The 18,099-nt window shown below is 48.3% G+C and carries 11 protein-coding genes, 1 rRNA gene and 4 pseudogenes; 1 reads left to right on the forward strand and 15 read right to left on the reverse strand.

What is annotated here, in order from left to right; translation table 11 throughout:
* Positions 1-244, reverse strand: a 16S ribosomal RNA gene (locus XI25_RS04455); the annotation flags it as partial.
* A 655-nt stretch (positions 245-899) separates the two neighbouring features.
* Between XI25_RS04455 and XI25_RS04460 the strand changes: the two are divergent.
* A pseudogene (locus tag XI25_RS04460) lies at positions 900-2,157 on the forward strand (MFS transporter).
* Positions 2,158-2,296: 139 nt separating this feature from the next.
* On the opposite strand, the pseudogene XI25_RS04465 reads toward XI25_RS04460, so the two are convergent.
* The 14 genes and pseudogenes from XI25_RS04465 to XI25_RS04530 all read right to left on the reverse strand — a co-directional run bounded on the left by XI25_RS04465 (position 2,297) and on the right by XI25_RS04530 (position 17,679).
* A pseudogene (locus XI25_RS04465) lies at positions 2,297-3,348 on the reverse strand (IS3 family transposase).
* 139 nt (positions 3,349-3,487) lie between these two features.
* Positions 3,488-5,500 carry an NAD-dependent DNA ligase LigA gene (gene ligA / locus XI25_RS04475; RefSeq protein WP_046677419.1) on the reverse strand — a complete coding sequence of 671 codons (2,013 nt, stop codon included), beginning with the start codon at positions 5,498-5,500 and terminating at the stop codon, positions 3,488-3,490.
* Positions 5,501-6,291: 791 nt separating this feature from the next.
* Positions 6,292-8,623, reverse strand: a pseudogene (gene pcrA, locus XI25_RS04480) (DNA helicase PcrA).
* Positions 8,624-8,928: 305 nt separating this feature from the next.
* The gene (locus XI25_RS04485) at positions 8,929-9,618 is read right to left on the reverse strand and encodes a heptaprenylglyceryl phosphate synthase (protein ID WP_046677417.1); all 690 of its coding nucleotides are present in this window, start codon (positions 9,616-9,618) and stop codon (positions 8,929-8,931) included.
* 184 nt (positions 9,619-9,802) lie between these two features.
* A complete protein-coding gene (locus tag XI25_RS04490) occupies positions 9,803-11,203 on the reverse strand; it encodes an undecaprenyl-phosphate glucose phosphotransferase (protein WP_046677416.1) in 1,401 nt (466 codons plus the stop codon).
* Positions 11,200-12,114, reverse strand: a complete 915-nt coding sequence (locus XI25_RS04495) for a glycosyltransferase family 2 protein (RefSeq protein ID WP_046677415.1) — start codon at positions 12,112-12,114, stop codon at positions 11,200-11,202. The genes XI25_RS04490 and XI25_RS04495 overlap by 4 nt, the downstream gene beginning before the upstream one ends.
* A gap of 91 nt (positions 12,115-12,205) precedes the next feature.
* Positions 12,206-12,907, reverse strand: coding sequence for a glycosyltransferase family 2 protein (locus tag XI25_RS04500; protein WP_235439655.1), 702 nt, complete (start codon positions 12,905-12,907; stop codon positions 12,206-12,208).
* 1 nt (position 12,908) lies between these two features.
* On the reverse strand, positions 12,909-13,136 hold the full coding sequence (locus XI25_RS34110; RefSeq protein ID WP_235439656.1) for a glycosyltransferase: 228 nt from the start codon (positions 13,134-13,136) through the stop codon (positions 12,909-12,911).
* 83 nt (positions 13,137-13,219) lie between these two features.
* Positions 13,220-14,104 (reverse strand): dTDP-4-dehydrorhamnose reductase, encoded by an 885-nt coding sequence (gene rfbD / locus XI25_RS04505; protein WP_046677413.1) that lies wholly within the window; start codon positions 14,102-14,104, stop codon positions 13,220-13,222.
* Complete coding sequence (rfbB, locus tag XI25_RS04510; RefSeq protein WP_046677412.1) at positions 14,101-15,123, reverse strand: dTDP-glucose 4,6-dehydratase; 1,023 nt, start codon at positions 15,121-15,123, stop codon at positions 14,101-14,103. The genes rfbD and rfbB (XI25_RS04510) overlap by 4 nt, the downstream gene beginning before the upstream one ends.
* Positions 15,124-15,256: 133 nt before the next feature.
* Positions 15,257-16,244, reverse strand: a pseudogene (rfbB, locus tag XI25_RS04515) (dTDP-glucose 4,6-dehydratase).
* Positions 16,241-16,669, reverse strand: a complete 429-nt coding sequence (locus XI25_RS04520; protein ID WP_152669063.1) for a hypothetical protein — start codon at positions 16,667-16,669, stop codon at positions 16,241-16,243. Before XI25_RS04520 ends, rfbB (XI25_RS04515) begins: the two are co-directional and overlap by 4 nt.
* Positions 16,670-16,712: 43 nt before the next feature.
* Positions 16,713-17,153, reverse strand: a complete 441-nt coding sequence (locus XI25_RS04525; RefSeq protein WP_046677566.1) for a hypothetical protein — start codon at positions 17,151-17,153, stop codon at positions 16,713-16,715.
* A 61-nt stretch (positions 17,154-17,214) separates the two neighbouring features.
* Positions 17,215-17,679: a class I SAM-dependent methyltransferase gene (locus tag XI25_RS04530; protein ID WP_052759445.1), complete on the reverse strand. Its 465-nt coding sequence runs from the start codon at positions 17,677-17,679 to the stop codon at positions 17,215-17,217.
* Positions 17,680-18,099: the final 420 nt, after the last annotated feature.

An 18,099-nucleotide genomic window follows, 5' to 3' on the forward strand; every position in this document is an offset into this window, starting at 1 on the left:
GGCCCATCCTCAAGTGACAGATTGCTCCGTCTTTCATTATTCCGCCATGCGGCGAAATAAATTATCCGGTATTAGCTACCGTTTCCGGTAGTTATCCCAGTCTTGAGGGCAGGTTGCCTACGTGTTACTCACCCGTCCGCCGCTAAGCATCTGAGGTGCAAGCACCTCATCAGCTCCGCTCGACTTGCATGTATTAGGCACGCCGCCAGCGTTCGTCCTGAGCCAGGATCAAACTCTCCAATAAGGATCGGAAGGAGGCTCATACCCGAAGGTGATGAGGTGTTCCATCCGAAGTTTGACTTGCTCATTTAGAAGCTAACGTATTCACGTTGCTTTTGTTTCATTGACGTGTTCCATTTGTTCAGTTTTCAAGGAACTTGTTACGCCTTGTATTTCGTTTAACAACGACTCATCAGCGTAGGTACTTATTATATCAAGTGTCTCGATTGCTGTCAACACTTTTTTCGACAACTTTCGACGCCAGCTAAAAGTTATTTAATTCAGCGTCAGAAGCGACAAGAAATAATATATCACGGCTGCAGTTATATATCAAGCACTTTTCTTAAAATAATGCATTCCAATTATATCCTGCAGATCCGCATCGTTAACCAAGCGACATGCTTATTTCGACAAAATAACAATCCAGCTACATCTGCGCCCTCTCCGCCAGTGAGGCTGTTACATCATCTCGCGGATATATTCCCTCTCCTCCCTTCTGCTTATAAATTAGAAAACGAATGATTAAGAGCCACGCAAATTATTTCAAAGCCTGAGGCTTGAGCATCTTTATAAAAACAAACAGCAAATACTTTTGCATTGATTTCCATTAGAAAAGGTTTTAATGTAAGTTCATCGCATTCACTATATGAAACCATAAGTAACGAAAGGAGTTGAATGGAATGGCGGATAAACCGCTGAGCCTCGCCAAACCGGCTTCATTGCCCAAATCTGCTCCAAGCGGCACGGGGCAGGAAACGGTATACCGGATTTTGCTGGCGATCAGCTTTGTTCATTTATTCAATGATTCGATCCAGTCGGTGATCCCCGCTATTTTTCCGATATTAAAGGATAACCTGCTGCTTACCTTTACGCAGATCGGCTGGATCTCCTTCGCAATCAACTTTACTTCTTCGATCATCCAGCCGGTTATCGGCTATGCGGCCGACCGAAAGCCGACGCCGATTCTTCTTCCCATAGGGATGTGTTTCACTTTTGCCGGAGTATTTATTCTGGCTTATGCGGGATCCTACATATGGGTGCTTTTCTCCGTCGTGCTGATCGGACTCGGTTCCGCAACCTTTCATCCGGAAGGGATGCGGGTCGCCCATATGGCGGCAGGAATGAGAAAGGGCCTGTCCCAGTCCATATTTCAGGTTGGGGGAAACGCAGGACAGTCCTTGGCACCGCTGCTGACCCGTTATATTTTTGTTCCTTTTGGCCAGATCGGGGCACTCGGCTTTACCATCGTAGCTGCCGCAGGCATAGTCGTTCAAAGCTATGTAGCCCGCTGGTATAAGCAAATGCTCGATTCCGGCTACACGTTCAAAAAAACGCGCTCAGGCCCGGTTAATGGACCCTGCCCGGCGAAAAAGTATCTGGAACGCCACCATGGTACTCGTTATCCTTGTTTTTGTGCGTTCCTGGTACGGAGCTGCCATCAGCAGCTATTATGCCTTTTATCTGATGGATGCCTACAAAATATCGATTGACGATGCCCAAATCTACATTTTTCTGTTTCTGGCTTCGGGTGCGCTCGGCACGTTCTTCGGCGGACCGCTCGCCGACCGTTTCGGTCGACGGAATATGATCATGCTTTCCATGATCGGCACGGCTCCAATTGCAATCGTTTTGCCTTTTGCCACGCCTTTCTGGGCGGCTGTTCTGCTTCTTATCGGCGGATTTATCCTGCTGTCGAGCTTTTCCGTTACTGTCGTGTACGCCCAAATGCTGCATCCGGGAAATATCGGCACCGTTTCGGGCCTGATTACGGGCTTTGCCTTCGGCATGGGCGGCGTCGGCTCGCTGGCGCTTGGCAACTTTGGGGACGCATGGGGTATCGGCAACGTCATGATTGCGGCCAGCTTTCTCCCGCTGCTTGGTCTGCTCGCCTTCCTTCTGCCATCTGATGCGAAAATTGAGCAGTGGTCCAAAGAATAGCATCACGTGCACAAGCGAGTCAGAGGTTGATACAGTCTTGCCGTGGCGCCTGTTTTTATCCATCAATACTATGAAGACACTTATCGGCTGCACAATCTGGTCATACCCCTGTCAAGTAGACAGAACAAAAAAGACACTTTTAAGCAGCAACCGTTTCTCGGTATTCGACCGGGGAACGGTTGTTTAATTTTTTCTGAAATCTACTTTGATTATAAAATGAAATATACTCGCGTACCTGTTGTTCTGCCTCAGCTAAGGTTTCGGGTTTGCTTAAAAAAATCTTTTCCGTCTTCAGATGAGAAAAGAAGGACTCTATACAGGCATTGTCCAGACAGTTTCCGCGTTTGGAATGGCTTCCGAGGATCCCAAGTCCTTTAAGTTTATGGTTGAATGGCTTGGAGGTGTATTGAAATCCCTGATCTGAATGGAGAATAACTCCCTCCAAATTTACGTCCTTACTTAGTGCCTCTAATGTTTCGCTAACCAGGGCAAGATCATTTCGTTCCGAAAGACGCCAAGCCACGATTTCGTTGTTAAACAGATCTTGGATAGCCGAAAGGTAGACAAAACGCTCTCCAACACGTATGTATGTAATGTCGGTAACCAGCTTAGATAAAGGAGCATCAGCCTGAAATTGACGTTAACTAAGAAGCCTTCTTTCCGTAAAGCAACGGTCATACGCAGATAACCAAAATAGGGATGAAGGCGGTAGAGCGACAACATATGAGCTTCCAGTAGGTTTTCCTTTTCTTTACGCTGTCTGGCAGTCTGCTGAGCTTTTCTCCCATTTGTAATAGCCCGCCCGTGAAACATTTGCTAACTCCAATAACCAATTCAGCGAAAATCTCTTTCGCATTTCCTCGATGATTCCGTACCTAGCTGCTCTCTTCGTCACTCCTTGTGTAGATTGGGATACTGCTTTTTTAAATATTCAATCTCCGCCCGTAGGTATGCCATTTCTTCTTCAATACTGGAAAACTTCGTTTTCGGCCGTCCTCGTCTTGTGGCAGTTGGCTCTAAAATCTCGCCTGTTCGATATTTCGCCGCCCAGGTTTGTACTTGAGATTTACTACGAATGCCCAACTGTTTCGCCACTTCACGGATGCTCATATGCTCCTCATACACCAACCGGACTGCCTCCATCTTTAACTCCAAGGAGTACTGCCGAAAGGTTTGTCCTTTTTTGGCCATGAAAAATCCCCTCCGTTCAACAAGATTAAATCCATCTTACCAGATGTCTTTTTTTCTCTTGTCTACTAGAAGGGGATAATACCAAGGACTTGTAATTCCTTACCGTCTTTTTTAAAATTTAATTACCTTTACAATTTATTTACTCGTTCAGCAATCGCACAAACTCTTCTTCATCCTCAATCACCTGGATGCCCAGTTGCTGTGCTTTGGCCAGCTTGCTCCCCGCCTTCTCTCCGGCAATGACCAAATCCGTCTTTTTCGATACGCTGCCGGTCACTTTGGCGCCGAGCGCCTCGAGCTTTTCTGTGGCTTCCTCACGCGTAAGGAGATGAAGCGTACCGGTAAGAACGACCGTCTTGCCGCTGAAAAAAGAGTCCGTACTCACAGGGCGCGGGGTCTCCGGCGCCTTCGCCTGCACGCCGAGGGAAAGCATTTTCTCGATGCTTGCTCTTGCAAACGGGTCGGCAAAATAACCGGCAATGCTGTCCGCTACGATGCCGCCAACGTCCGGTAGCTCCACAAGTTCCTCTGCGGTCGCCTCCATTACGCGATGGAGATCGCGGTAGTGATCGGCCAGCATTTTGGTCGTGGATTTGCCTGTATTCGGAATGCCAAGCGCGTACAAGAACGACGCCAGATCCCGCCCCTTGCTCTTTTCGATCGCATCCAACAGATTCCGGGCCTTTTTCTCGCCGAAACGTTCCAATTTGACCAAGCTTTCAAAACCAAGCGTGTACAGATCGGCCGGCTCGCGCACGCCCAGCTCTTCGTACAGCTGAATCGCAGTTTTATCGCTGAACGTCTCGATGTCCATGGCATCGCGGGAAGCAAAATGCGTGATCCGCGCAACAATTTGCGGCTTGCAGCCCGTCTTGTTGTTGCAGAACAAATGCGCGCCCCGCTGCTCAAGCGGGAAACCGCATGCCGGGCAAGACTCGGGATACAGAATCTCTTCCCCGTCGTTTTCCTCCGTCACCTTGCCTAGAATTTCCGGGATCACGTCGTTGGAGCGGCGGATGAACACGCGCGTTCCGAGGGCGAACTTGAGGTTTTTGCGTTCAATGTCGCCGACGTTATTCAACGTGCAGTTCTGAACCGTTACTCCGGCAAGTTCCACCGGCTCGACCCGCGCAAGCGGCGTGATTTTCCCGGTTCGTCCGACATTCCAGGTCACGGATTGCAGGATGGTTGTCGTTTCCTCGGCCTCGAACTTATAAGCAACCGCCCAACGGGGGAACTTATCCGTATATCCCAAAGCCTCCCGGGTCCGGAAATCGGTCAGCTTCAGCACCGCTCCGTCGATCAGGTAGTCCAGTTCCGAACGGCGGGTTTCAATATCGGCCAGTTGCTCCATCACGTCGTCAAAATTCTCAAAATAGAAAATGTACGGATTGACCTTTAAACGGTTCTCGCTCAGGAAATCCATCATTTCTTTATGGTCCTTGAACTTCTTGTTGTCGGAGTAACCGACGTTGTAAAAATAGGCGTTCAGCTTCCGCTCCGCCGTCACCTTCGGATTCAGGTTGCGAAGCGCGCCAGCTGCCGCATTGCGAGCGTTCTTGAGCGGTTCGGCCGCGGTTTTGTTGTACTCCTCCAGCACGGACAAATTCATGATGCCTTCGCCTTGAACCTCAATCGTTCCTTGATTATAGGGAATCGTCAGCGGCACCGATTTAATGGTCTTCACCTGGGCCAAAATGCCTTCCCCGACAACCCCGTTGCCTCGAGTTGATGCCTGTACCAGTTTGCCGTCCGTATAGGTAAGATTGAGGGTAAGGCCGTCAAATTTCAGCTCCAGCGCGTAGCAGGGAGACGGAAGAGGATTGTCGGGATTCTTGTTGTTGAAGTCGGTGACCAAACGGACCACACGGTCATGCCAGGTCCGGAGTTGCTCGATGTTTTGGGCCTTGTCAAGGCTCCACAGCGGAGCCAAGTGGCGGTGCGGCACAAAGCCTTTCAAAATCTCCCCGCCTACCCGCTGGGTCGGGGAATCCGGGAGCGTCGTTCCGGTCTCCTGCTCCAGCGCTACCAGCTGGTCGTACAGCGCATCATACTCTTTGTCGCTCACAAGCGGCTGATCCAGCGTGTAGTAATGGTAATTGTAATTGTTCAGCTCCGCAATGAGCTTCTCCATCTTTTCCTTGACATCCATGCAGGGGCAATCCTCCTTAAATTTATACAATATACGCAGCAGGGGTGCTGGACTCATGCGCAGCAAGGCGGCTGGTCGCATGCACAACAGGGCGTTGGGCTCTGGTATGGGACTCACGGCACGGGCGTTGGGGCGACCCTGGCATTCCACTGAGCACGGGCGTGGGGACGTTCCTGGCATTCCACTGAAAACCTAACGGACATGAGATCCGTTAAATCGGATTTTGAAGCCAAAATTAGATTTTAAAGGACATGAGTTCCGTTATTCGAGTCATTCTGGCGTATTTCCCGCCAATTGTTTACTTTAACGGATCCTATGTTCGTTAAATTTGCTTAACCTCAACCCCATAGTCTATTTCATAGGCTTCCCACGTTGTCTCAGGTTTAAAAAGCCGACCACACGCCCTTCACATGCTCACGCGCATTTACACGCATTCGCGCACATCATCGCTCGCCGTGGCGCCTTTTATACTCGCTGGATATGATCGTGACGGATTTGGACTCGTCCAAACCCTCCACTACGATATCGTCTGTGACGTACTATTGTACTCGGTAGTCTCATCCCGCACCTTAGTCGTACCATCACTCGCCCCGTAGCGCCTTTAGACGTCTATGGCACACCATCTTCTCACCCTAGCCTTTTGGACATCTGTGGCACACCATTGCTCACCGTGAAGCCCTTTTGCACATTTGTGGCATACTATCGCAGCCGACGGCACCTTTGCAGCCCATGATGCACCATCACATGCCGGTGACGTTTCATTCCTCGCCACCACTGCCCTCCGCTTGCTTTTATTCCACCTTGGTAATCGGCGCAAACCCGGCAAGCAGGCGTTTCACGCCCACCGGCGCCGGGAACGCAATCTGCAGTTCCATATCATTGCCGGTGCCTTTAACGGACACAATCGTACCGGTTCCCCATTTGCCGTGGGATACTTTATCCCCGGCTTTGAAGCCGCCTTCGCTGCCACCGGCCGCCGCCGATCTCGAAGGCGCTCCCGTTGTAACGGTGACGCGGCTCTTTTGCACAGCAGCAGCCGATGCGGTTGAGCCGCCAAGCGACAGGTCCCGGGCTCTGTTCCCTCCCCCGAAGTTGCTGCCTCTCCCGCTGCCAAAACCGCGACCTGCATACGAACCGCCGACGTTGCCACCCCGGCGGTAGCGGTCGTGCGCGATCTGGGTGTCTTCCTTCAGTTCTTCCGGAATTTCATCCAGGAAGCGGGACGGCGGGTTGGCGGTCGTTCGACCGAACAAGGTCCGCATCCGCGCACAGGAAAGGAACAGCTGTTTCTCGGCGCGGGTAATACCTACATAGGCAAGACGGCGTTCTTCCTCCAGCTCCTCGTTATCCATGAACGCACGGCTGTGCGGGAACACGCCCTCCTCCATGCCGATGATGAAGACGACCGGGAACTCCAGCCCTTTGGCGCTGTGCATAGTCATGAGCACGACCGCGTCGTCGCGGTCTTCTTCCTCGTCGTTCATGGAGTCGATGTCCGCGATCAGAGCCAAGTCGGTCAGGAAGGAGACCAGCGATTTATCCTCGTTGTTCTTTTCGAACTCCATCGTGACGGACAGGAACTCGTCGATGTTCTCCAGCCGGGAGCGGGATTCGATCGTATTCTCAGCCTGGAGCTCCGTACGGTAGCCGGACATCTCGAGCATTTTTTCCGTCAGCTCCGTCACCGACAGGAACTCGACCATCCGGTGCAGCTGAGCGATCATGTCGTAGAACTCGACCAGCGCGTTGCGCGTACGGCTGGCAAATCCGAGATCGTCCACCACTTCAAGCACGCGGAAGATCGACGTTCCCCGTTCCCCCGCCGCAGCCGCCAGCTTGCCGACGGTCGTGTCGCCTATGCTTCTTTTGGGCACGTTGATGATCCTTGTCAGGCTGATATCGTCGTCCGGGTTGGAAATGAGGCGCAGGTACGCAAGCATGTCCTTAATTTCTTTGCGGTCATAGAACTTGATGCCGCCGACGATCTGGTACGGAATATCCGACTTGATCAAAATTTCCTCGATCACCCGGGACTGGGCGTTCGTGCGGTACAAAATGGCATGATCCTGATAGGATTTGCCTTCTTTGATGTTTTTGTTGATTTCGGATGTGACGAAGTAACCTTCATCATGCTCCGTGTCCCCGCGGAATACTTTGATTTTTGGCCCTTCCCCTTGATCGGTCCACAGGTTTTTCGGCTTGCGGCCCGTGTTCAGGGAGATGACATTGTTCGCCGCGTTCAAAATATTGGAGGTGGAGCGGTAGTTTTGTTCAAGCAGGATCGTCCGGGCTTCCGGGTAATCCTCTTCAAAATTCAAAATATTGCTGATGTCCGCTCCGCGCCAGCGGTAGATGGACTGGTCGCTGTCGCCGACCACGCAAATGCGGTGATGGCTGTCGGCCAGCATCCGGCAGAGCATGTACTGCGCCCGGTTGGTATCCTGGTATTCGTCAACATGGATGTACTGGAATTTGCGCTGATAGAAATCGAGCACCTCCGGCACTTCCTTAAACAGCTGAATCGTGGCCATGATCAGGTCGTCGAAGTCGAGCGAGTTGTTGCTCTTCAGGCGCTTTTGGTACTCGGTGTACACTTTGGCGACGATGCCTTCAAAATAGTCCCCCACTTTCTGCTCATACTGCTGCGGAGTCACCAGTTCGTTCTTTGCCGTGCTCATGGCGGCTTGAATCGCTTTCGGCTCGAATTTTTTTCGTGTCAATGTTAAAATGCTTCATGCAGTTCCGGATAACCGACAGCTGGTCGGTGGAATCCAGAATGCTGAAGTTGGATGTAAAGCCGATCCGATCGATGTCCTTGCGCAGAATGCGGACGCACATGGAGTGGAACGTGGACACCCAGATATCCCGGCCTTCCTCGCCGACAAGCTTGGACACCCGTTCCTGCATCTCGCGCGCGGCTTTATTCGTAAACGTAATGGCCAAAATGCTCCACGGCGGAGCTTTACGCGTGGCGATCAGGTAAGCAATCCGGTGCGTAAGCACCCGAGTCTTGCCGGAGCCCGCTCCGGCCATGATGAGCAGCGGTCCGTCGGTCGCTTCGACCGCCTGCCGCTGCGGAGGGTTGAGGCGCTGAACCGCCTCGTGTATGTTAATCGGCTGCATATTACAGTTGCCTCCTGCTTTTGTTAGTATGGTGGGTAAGTGAAGCACGGTTGAAGTACAGTAGATGAAGAGTTACGAGGTCCATTTTCCAAAACGAGCTGGTTTACGGTTGAACGACGTATTCGTATCGGCTCGGCTATACGGTATCGTAAACCTTCTCTCGGCTGGAGCCTTTGTCGATCAGCTCGTTGCCAAACGGCCGGAGAACGGAACCCGCAGGTACGATCGATTTTGCGCTAGAAAATTAATTTTCCCAATCTCTTGGACGTGCGACATCCTCGGATCCTCGGGAATCTTGTCAGGTGTCAGCCTTTAACGGCTTTTACGGTGGCAAGCGCATGATCCAAGTTGTCATATACGATATTGCCGACAATAACGGTATCCGCAGCAGAGGCTGCTTGAGCAGCCTGTTCGGCCGTAGTAATGCCGCCGCCGTAAAACAGCTGGGCATCCTCGATGGATCGGCGGACTCTTTTCACCGTTTCCATATCTCCGAAAACACCGCTGTATTCCAGATAAACCACTGGCAAATACATCAGCTTGTCCGCAATCTGTGCATACGCCGCCACAGCCTCTTCGCTTAAGGAACATTCGGCCTTCGTCAGCTTCGCCACGGTAGCCTCCGGGTTCAGCACGATATAGCCTTCGGCCACGACCAGATCCCAAGGGATCATGTAGCCATAACGCTCGATGCCCTCGCGGTGTCGATCCAGGATCCAGGTCGTATCGGACGTATTTAGTACTACGGGAACCATATATAGATCAAAACCCGGCACGACGGCTTCCAAATCGGATACCTCCTGCACGCACGGCAGTTCATAGCGGCGGACGCGGGACAGCAGATCCACGGTATTTTCATACGTGACTCCGGTGGAACCTCCTACCATAATCGCATCGGTTCCCGACATGCATACCCTATCTAGCGTTTCGTCATGGATTTCTTTTTCGGGATCGAGTTTGAACACATGCCTCCAGGGCTTGATTAAGTCTTTCAACGTCATTCCTCCACGTTAACGGGTAACCTACTAAAACAAGTCTATGATAGCACGGGGATCAAGTCAATTTGATGTTCGCATAAAATGCGAACATTTTTTTCTTACAAATGGGCATAGATGGACGAAAAAGCCCGTCCTCCCATAGAAATAGGAAACGGGCTTATGATGGTTGTTCGTTTTTGGGTTAGTATGCGTTTTTGAAGCCGTTGCGGATCGTGCGCAAAATGATTTTGATATCAAACAGAATAGACCAGTTTTCAATATAGAAGATGTCATGCTTGATCCGCTCTTCAATGGAAGTATCTCCGCGGAGCCCGTTGCTCTGCGCCCAGCCCGTAATGCCCGGACGCACATGGTGCTTCACCATGTATTTCGGAATTTCCTCACGGAACTGCTCGACATAATATGGACGTTCCGGCCTCGGACCGACCACGCTCATGTGGCCGAACAGCACGTTGAAAAACTGCGGCAGCTCGTCGAGACTGGTTTTGCGCAGGAAGGAACCGAACTTGGTGCGGCGCGGATCATTGGCGACCGTCCAGCCCGTATCCTCCACGCCCTCCGGAAGAGGTTTCATGGAGCGGAATTTATACATATAAAACGTCCGGCGGTTTAACCCTACGCGTTCCTGCTTGAAAATCGCGGGTCCCGGGGAGGTCAGCTTCACCCCGATATAAATGCATATCATCACCGGCAGCGTGATCAAGATCGCGATCAAGGAAAAAGCGATATCGAACATCCGCTTAAACAGGCGGTTACCCACCAAATCGAGCGGGATGTCGCGCACGTTAATCATCGGCATGCCCGCAAAGTTGTCGAACATCGGCCGGGCCGGCAAAAAGTCGAAGAAATCCGGGATGATCAGCGTACGGACGCCGGCTTTTTCGCAGGCGTTAATGATATCCGGGTATTTATGATGGGCATTCAGCGGAAGCGCCAGCACGACTTCGTCAATCAGTTTTTGGCTCAGGATGGCATCCAATTCGTCCACCGTGCCGAGGATAGGCTTATAGCGCTTCGCCTCTTCCTCGCTCCACTGCTGATAGTCGTCCAGAAACCCGATGACCTCGTAACCCAGCTCGGGGTATTGTTTAAGATTGCCGTAAAAGGTTTTGCCGAGCGTACCCGCTCCGACGATAAGCACGAACTGGCGGTTATAGCCTTTTTCACGGTAATGCTTCAGGGTTTTCTTGAGGAAGTAGCGGTATAAAATGATGCTGATCACGTTAAGGACCATATAAATGGCCAGGTACCAACGGGAAATATTGACCTCTTTGACGAAGAACATCAAGCTGAGCAGGATGAACATGCCAATGAAGTGGGTCTGGAAAATTTTCAAAAACTCATCGGCAAACCGCTTCTTTCGCTTCGGCGAGTAGAGCGAAACCATGACCCCCACCGTGATGGCTACGATGCCGTACACGATGCTCCACATCGCATACGTCTCGATCGGCAGCGGTCTCTCATAAGGAAACCAGGCACTTTCGAACTTGATCCACCACGCGAGCAGAAACGACAGCTGGATAAAGACGAAATCCGTCAGCATATACAGTTTGGTCAGAAAGCCTTGATTCTTGCGGATCATGATTTCACCTCGACACCCGATGATGATGCGGCTGGCCTGACGGCCGGACGGGCGGGTTTGATGCGGTTGGACAGCAGCGCTAGCAACATTTTCAGCCCTACGCCCAGGTAAACCGCTCCGTTAACGAATATGTTGTATTTCTTGCGATAATGCTTGCGGTGAAACAAAATCATGGCCCGGTGAAACTCGTAAATGATTTTCACGGGCCGACGGCGGGCGCTGCCGCCTTTATAATGAATGATCTGCGTTCGCGGATAATAGTGAATGCCCCAGCCCGCTTCCTTGATCCGGTAGCACCAGTCGATGTCTTCCCCGTACATGAAAAATTCTTCGTCAAGCCCGCCAATCTGCTCGATGGTTTCCCGGCGTACAAGCATAAAAGCCCCGACCAGGCAGTCGACGGGATATTCCTGATCCGGGTCCAGGTAACCGAGTTGGTACTGGTTAAACCTCGGCTTGTCCGGAAACAGCTTGCTGAACCCGAAGGCATAATAAAAGGAAGCCGATGGCGTGGGAAAGCCTCTTTTGCACGCTTTATCCAGGGAGCCGTCCGGCAGGACGACCTTGCAGCCCGAAGCTCCGGTCATCGGATTGTTGTCCATGAAGGCCACCATCGTTTGGAGCGTGTCCTCCAACACGACCGTATCGGAATTAAGCAGCAGGATATAACGTCCTCGGGATATAGCCATCCCCTGGTTGTTCGCTTTGGCAAATCCCGTATTCTCCCCGTTCACGATGAGTCTCACCTGCGGAAACAGCTCGCGTATCGTCTCCACCGACTTGTCCTTCGAATGGTTGTCGATCACGATGACCTCATAGTCGTATTCCGTCTTGGACGAGAATACCGACCGCAGGCAGTCCACCGTTAACTGACAAGTATTGTAGTTGACGATCAAAATGCTTAAATCCATGGTTTTTCAGATCTCCTGACAAAAAGTTCAATCTATCGACATTATAGCATAATGGGAGCTTATATATCGGTGTATTTTGGCAACTGTAGATCTATATAAAGCCTATTATAATTAAAATTTTGAATAACAGGCTCTCTGCTTTGGATTGCCTGTGCAATTTGCTGTTTCGGACATACCTGATCCGTTGGATAAGCCGGGGCCGGGGCCTTAGGAACAAGTCCAACTGCTCTTTCAGATCAGGGTTTAGTAGCTCCCCATATATACGGTTAAACTCCGAGGCTTGGAGATGGAGCAAGCCTTTACCTGTATGCTTTTGAAAGCTTCTAAGTTTGCCTTTTAATTTCCCGATCGGAGAGTTGCTGCCCCCTACCACATTGCTGCCATGCTGTCGATATAGCATGGATGGCTCGTGATCGTAAATCACCTGTCCAAACGAAGATACGAGCAAGTAAAACCACCAATCGTGCATCAGTATCTTTCGGCTGTCTGGTCGATCATGATCCACGAAAAGATTACGGACCGCCTTGTTCATCGTAATCGTAGCCCCAATCGCCACGTTTTCATAGAGTGCATTGTAAAAGGACGGCTCTCTTTGCTGCGGTTTCGGCCAGATCCCTTTTGGATTCAACTCACCGTCTGTAAGCTCAGTAGAAGTAAACACCATCGCTGGCTGCTCGGTCTCGGTACTTGCTTCCAGCCTCGAAACGGCAGTCTCAATTTTGTGGGGGAGCCAAACATCATCCTGATCACAGAAGCAGTAGTAGTCGGCTTGTGAATCGGATTTCGCCAACAATTCAAAAAAAACTACCGACCACGCCGAGATTAGAGCCCTGAATGAGCTCAACTCTGCCGGGGTGCTCTACGGCTGTACGTTTAACGACGTCCACAGTGCCGTCAGTCGATCCATCATCCCTGACAAGCACCGTGACCTGGGGCCAGCTCTGCCCCATAATGCTTTTCAACTGCTCTGCTATGTATAGTTCACCATTGTAGGCGGACAGCAAGACCTGTACTCTTTTCATGATAAGGCGACCTCCCTAAAACCAACGAGCATGCTCATACGAAAAAGCCCGATCATACAGATCCGGCTTCATCAATCGCTGTATTACTGTAAGTATAAGTCAGGGTCGTGTCGCATAGCCAGCAAAAACTGTCTCAACCCTTCACGCCAGTGCGGCAAATCCTCAAAACCGTTCGTACGAATAGATAAATGCTCCATAACGGAATTGGCCGGGCGCGGAGCCGGCCTTGGGAACTGGTCCGTCGTGCATGGCTCCAGCGTAGCTGTAATTGGCCATCCCAGCAATTCACGTGCCTCTTCCATAATCGCCTCGGTGAACTCATACCAGGTACAAGCGCCGCTATTGGAAGCATGGTAGACGCCATATTTCTCGGTAGCTGCCAGGTCCAGTAAAAAACGGGCAAGATGGACGGTATAGGTCGGTGAGCCTGTCTGGTCATGGACCACCTGCAGCAACGGCTTCTCCCGGCCCAAGCGGAGCATCGTTTTGACAAAATTGTTGCCGTACAAACCAAATGCCCAAGAGGTCCGCACAATAAACCACTTGGAGCAAAGGTTTTGCACCAAAATCTCACCTGCACGTTTGGATTTTCCATAAATGCTTTGCGGATCGGTATTGTCGTACTCGTGATAAGACTGCTCGCCCTTGCCGTCAAAGACATAGTCCGTGCTGATATACACCAGCTTCGCCTGAGCATCTTCAGCGGCAAGCGCGATATTCCGCGACCCCACGGCGTTCACCAGATAAGCACCGTCGACGTCGGTTTCTGCTGCATCAACGGCAGTATATGCAGCGCAGTGGATAATGATTTTAGGGCCATGCGTGGATACAACCTTCCGGCTCCGTTCCAGATCCGTGATATCTAACTCCTTCCGGTCGCAAGCGATAACATCATGGCCAGCCTTTTGAAATATGGTAACGACATCCTGGCCAAGCTGTCCCCGGGCTCCAGTTACGAGTACCTTCATTGATTTCCACCCAAGCGGCTGCCGTATTGTTTGGATACGTACTCGCGGTAAGCACCGGATTGAATCCGGGTCCACCAGTCTTTGTTGTTCAAATACCACCGAATCGTTTCCTGAATACCGGTCTCGAAGTTAAACTTCGGCTTCCAGCCAAGCTCTTCCGTAATTTTTGTAGGATCAATGCCGTATCTACGGTCATGGCCAGGACGATCCTCAACGTACGTAATTAGCGACTCCGGCTTACCAAGCTCGTGTAGGATCGTTTTCACGATGTGCAGATTGGTACGCTCGTTGTTCCCCCCGATGTTGTATACTTCCCCGCTCCGGCCTTGATGAATAACCAGGTCAATCGCGCTGCAATGATCCTCCACGTACAACCAGTCTCTGATATTCATGCCATCGCCATAGATCGGCAATGCCTCGTCGTTCAGGGCACGAGAGATCATCAGCGGAATAAGCTTCTCTGGAAACTGATACGGTCCATAGTTGTTGGAGCAGCGGGTAATGTTAACAGGCAAGCCATAGGTCTCATGATAAGCCCGAACGAGCAAATCACCGCCTGCTTTGCTAGCAGAATATGGACTATTCGGTGCAAGCAGCGTTGTCTCCGAGAACAAACCCGTTTCGCCTAACGAACCGTACACCTCATCCGTAGATACCTGAACGAACTTGGTTACTCCGTATTTTTTTGCGGCATCCAGAAGTACTTGAGTGCCGAGTACATTCGTATTCACAAACACTTCCGGCTCCAAAATACTGCGGTCCACATGGGATTCGGCTGCAAAGTTTACGACTACGTCAATTCCCTGTTGGAAAATCCGATCCACAGCTTCTTTATCCGCAATATCCGCTTGAATAAAGGTATAGTTTGATTCATTCTCAACCGTTTTCAGATTTTCCAGATTTCCTGCATACGTGAGAGCATCCATATTGATGATCTTGTACTCCGGGTGTTGCTGCATCATATATAAAACAAAATTACTGCCAATAAAGCCGGCACCGCCGGTGACGAGCATCTTCATGAAAGAAACCTCCCTGAGAAATGCAGACGGAGTCTAAGCTCCATATCAACAAAGACAATCACCATACAAATTATGCATATCCAATTCATTGGGTGATTGTTCATTTCCAAAGAGGTTTTAAATTTAAAATGTATTAATTTTTATTCTGGTAAGAACCATTGAGTATTTCAGTCCACCATTGTTCATTTTCAAGGTACCACTGAACAGATTCTCTAATGCCCGTTTCAAAATTATATAGTGGCTGCCAGTTAAGTTCAGATTTAATTTTAGTTGCATCAATGGCATAACGTTTGTCATGGCCTAAACGGTCCTCCACGTATTCAATTAGAGAATCCGGTTTATCAAGCAGTTCCAGTATAAGTTTAACGATATTTATATTCGTATACTCATTATTCCCGCCTATATTATAGACTTCACCCGAAACACCGTTATGAATGACCAGATCAATCGCACGACAGTGATCCTTCACATGGAGCCAGTCCCTTACATTAAGTCCATCCCCGTACACTGGGAGTTTTGTGTCATTCAATGCATTGATTATCATCAACGGTATCAACTTTTCCGGAAACTGATAAGGTCCGTAATTATTAGAGCATCTAGTAATATTTACAGGTAGGCCATAGGTTTCATGATAAGCTCTTACAAGTAAATCCGCTCCCGCTTTACTTGCAGAATAAGGACTATTAGGAGCAAGCGGAGTGCTTTCGCTGAATAAACCCGTTTTCCCCAGAGAACCATAGACCTCATCTGTAGAGATCTGGACATATTTTTGTACATTATATGTTTTGGATAACTCAAGCAAGGTTTGAGTGCCTACGATATTAGTCATTACAAAAATGTTAGGATCCATAATACTGCGATCTACATGCGATTCGGCTGCAAAATTGACTACTATATCTACCCCTTGCTGAAACAGTGTTTCCAATTCATCTTTTTGAGTGATACTCAATTTATAAAAAATGGTAGTTTTGTGAATTTTCGACAATATTCAAATTGTTTAGATTCCCTGCATACGTTAAACTATCAACATTTAAAATGGTGTACTCGGGATAAGCCATGCTCATATATCGAATAAAATTACTTCCAATAAAACCAGCACCGCCAGTAACCAGCAATTTCAATTTAATTCCTCCCATTTGAAATAAACAAAAGGTTTACTATGTTTTTTAATTCTATTTTGAAAAACATACATTTTTATTGGCACGTCCACATTTTTAAGAAAAACTCTTAATGAATAATTATTAATACTAGTGTCGATACTAACCAGATCAAACTCAAACGAAACAGGATGGTGGTTATTAATTTTCAACGCCTCAACTGACGAAGAAGCAATTATTCGGTTAGCATTTTCAACAATTTCAATACCCATCATTCCGTTTTGAGGCTGAATTCTACAACTAATAGCTAAAGATATGCCAGTTAAACACCCTGATGGTAGTTTACCTAACTCAAACCAAATATAGTTAGTATTTGGGACACATTCTCCTAAAACTAATCGAGATTTTTTTGATTTGTATCCATAAATTAAAGATTGATCTTTAAACAATTGAAACGGAGACCCCACCAATGGCCATAAATCTGCTGCAGGATTAAAAAAATTGTTTAAACCTCATATATTTACTTGCTTTTAACGATTCTAACTCTTCCTCAAGAATTTTACTTGAATTAATTTGTTGTTGGTATTTACATTTGAGATCGGAATACGATTGATCCATCGTCCTAAATTCTCTTAATAATTCTTCCTTTTGCTGTGTAAGTTGTCCAGTTTTCTCCATTGTGCTTTTGATAGTTTCAAGACCTTCATTTAACTTATTCTCAATCTTTTGTTTAGCCTGCTCTATGCTTAACAGTTGTTCTTTCAGTATGATGTTTTCCTCAGCCAAAGCATTTAACTTATTGGATTGTACTGTTGTTTTATCTTTTAGTCTTCTATTACTTATTAGTGGAGGATCATACCATGATATTTCTTCTACCATTTTACATAGTTGATTTTCATCTATTTCCTCTTTGACAACAAGTAGATGATACATAATCTGATCACATACATCAATTTGGTGTTTTCTAGCTTGAATTTGATCTTCCTGAGATAAATTAATATATTCTGGAAAATAAAAAAAACTCCATTTTCACACATCTTAAATCGATATTAAGTTCATGATGATCACTCTCGCCTAGTCCCCAGGCCGATGCATGGGGATGGACCCATTGTTCTTGGGGTATTAAAGTATTCGGTGATGTAGTCCAAAACCTAGGTGTATGCTCATTAAAGCAGTGTAAATGATAAGGATTGGAAATATTCAACTTCTGTTCACTATAAGGAGCCACGATACAGATTTGTGCCCCGTGTCTACATACTCTATAAATTTCTTTCATTGCACCTGTTAAGTCCAGTACATGTTCCAATGAGTGGGAAGCAAATATTGTATCTATCGAATTATCATCAAATGGTAATCCCTTATCTATATCTGCTACTACATCAACATCTGGTAAAGGAAAACGATCTACTCCTATAAATCCCATCTGTTTATTAGTTCCACATCCTAAATCCAGTTTCATTATGGAATGCACTCCTAGCTTTTATATATTAACCTACCTACTAAAAGTTCACCTTTACGTCTAAGTTGTTTTTTGAATAGATGCTACTCTATTACTTCTGATTCCCTGCTCATATAAAGCTATTTTTTTTCTTTTTTTTTCTTATAATGAAAAAACAAAATCAATGTGAAATTGCTGTTCTTTGGAATTTAAGATCGGTTCAAATATAATATCATGAAATTCGTTATCTTTAAGTGTACCCATATCTATGGAGACGGTTCTCATAGGACTATAAGTGTTGTTCGTCGAATAAACAAGGATATCAATACACCCATCATGAATTTCACCATGTGTTCCTGCTATAAAAGAGAAACCACACCACTTGTTTTTTTTGTATTTTTAATATCGTAAGAACGTCTGTTTCTAATTAATGTTACCGGA

This window comes from Paenibacillus sp. DMB20 (genome assembly GCF_000987955.1).
Classification (GTDB): Bacteria; Bacillota; Bacilli; order Paenibacillales; family Paenibacillaceae; genus Paenibacillus_AQ.

Bases quoted from the DNA above. Each gene is read 5' to 3' on its own strand.
- ligA (WP_046677419.1), bottom strand. From the start codon at position 5,500: ATGGATGTCAAGGAAAAGATGGAGAAGCTCATTGCGGAGCTGAACAAT.
- rfbD (WP_046677413.1), bottom strand. From the start codon at position 14,104: ATGAAGGTACTCGTAACTGGAGCCCGGGGACAGCTTGGCCAGGATGTC.
- XI25_RS04530 (WP_052759445.1), bottom strand. From the start codon at position 17,679: ATGAAACTGGATTTAGGATGTGGAACTAATAAACAGATGGGATTTATA.
- XI25_RS04495 (WP_046677415.1), bottom strand. From the start codon at position 12,114: ATGGATTTAAGCATTTTGATCGTCAACTACAATACTTGTCAGTTAACG.
- XI25_RS04490 (WP_046677416.1), bottom strand. From the start codon at position 11,203: ATGATCCGCAAGAATCAAGGCTTTCTGACCAAACTGTATATGCTGACG.
- XI25_RS34110 (WP_235439656.1), bottom strand. From the start codon at position 13,136: ATGAAAAGAGTACAGGTCTTGCTGTCCGCCTACAATGGTGAACTATAC.
- XI25_RS04525 (WP_046677566.1), bottom strand. From the start codon at position 17,153: ATGTATCATCTACTTGTTGTCAAAGAGGAAATAGATGAAAATCAACTA.
- rfbB (WP_046677412.1), bottom strand. From the start codon at position 15,123: ATGAAGATGCTCGTCACCGGCGGTGCCGGCTTTATTGGCAGTAATTTT.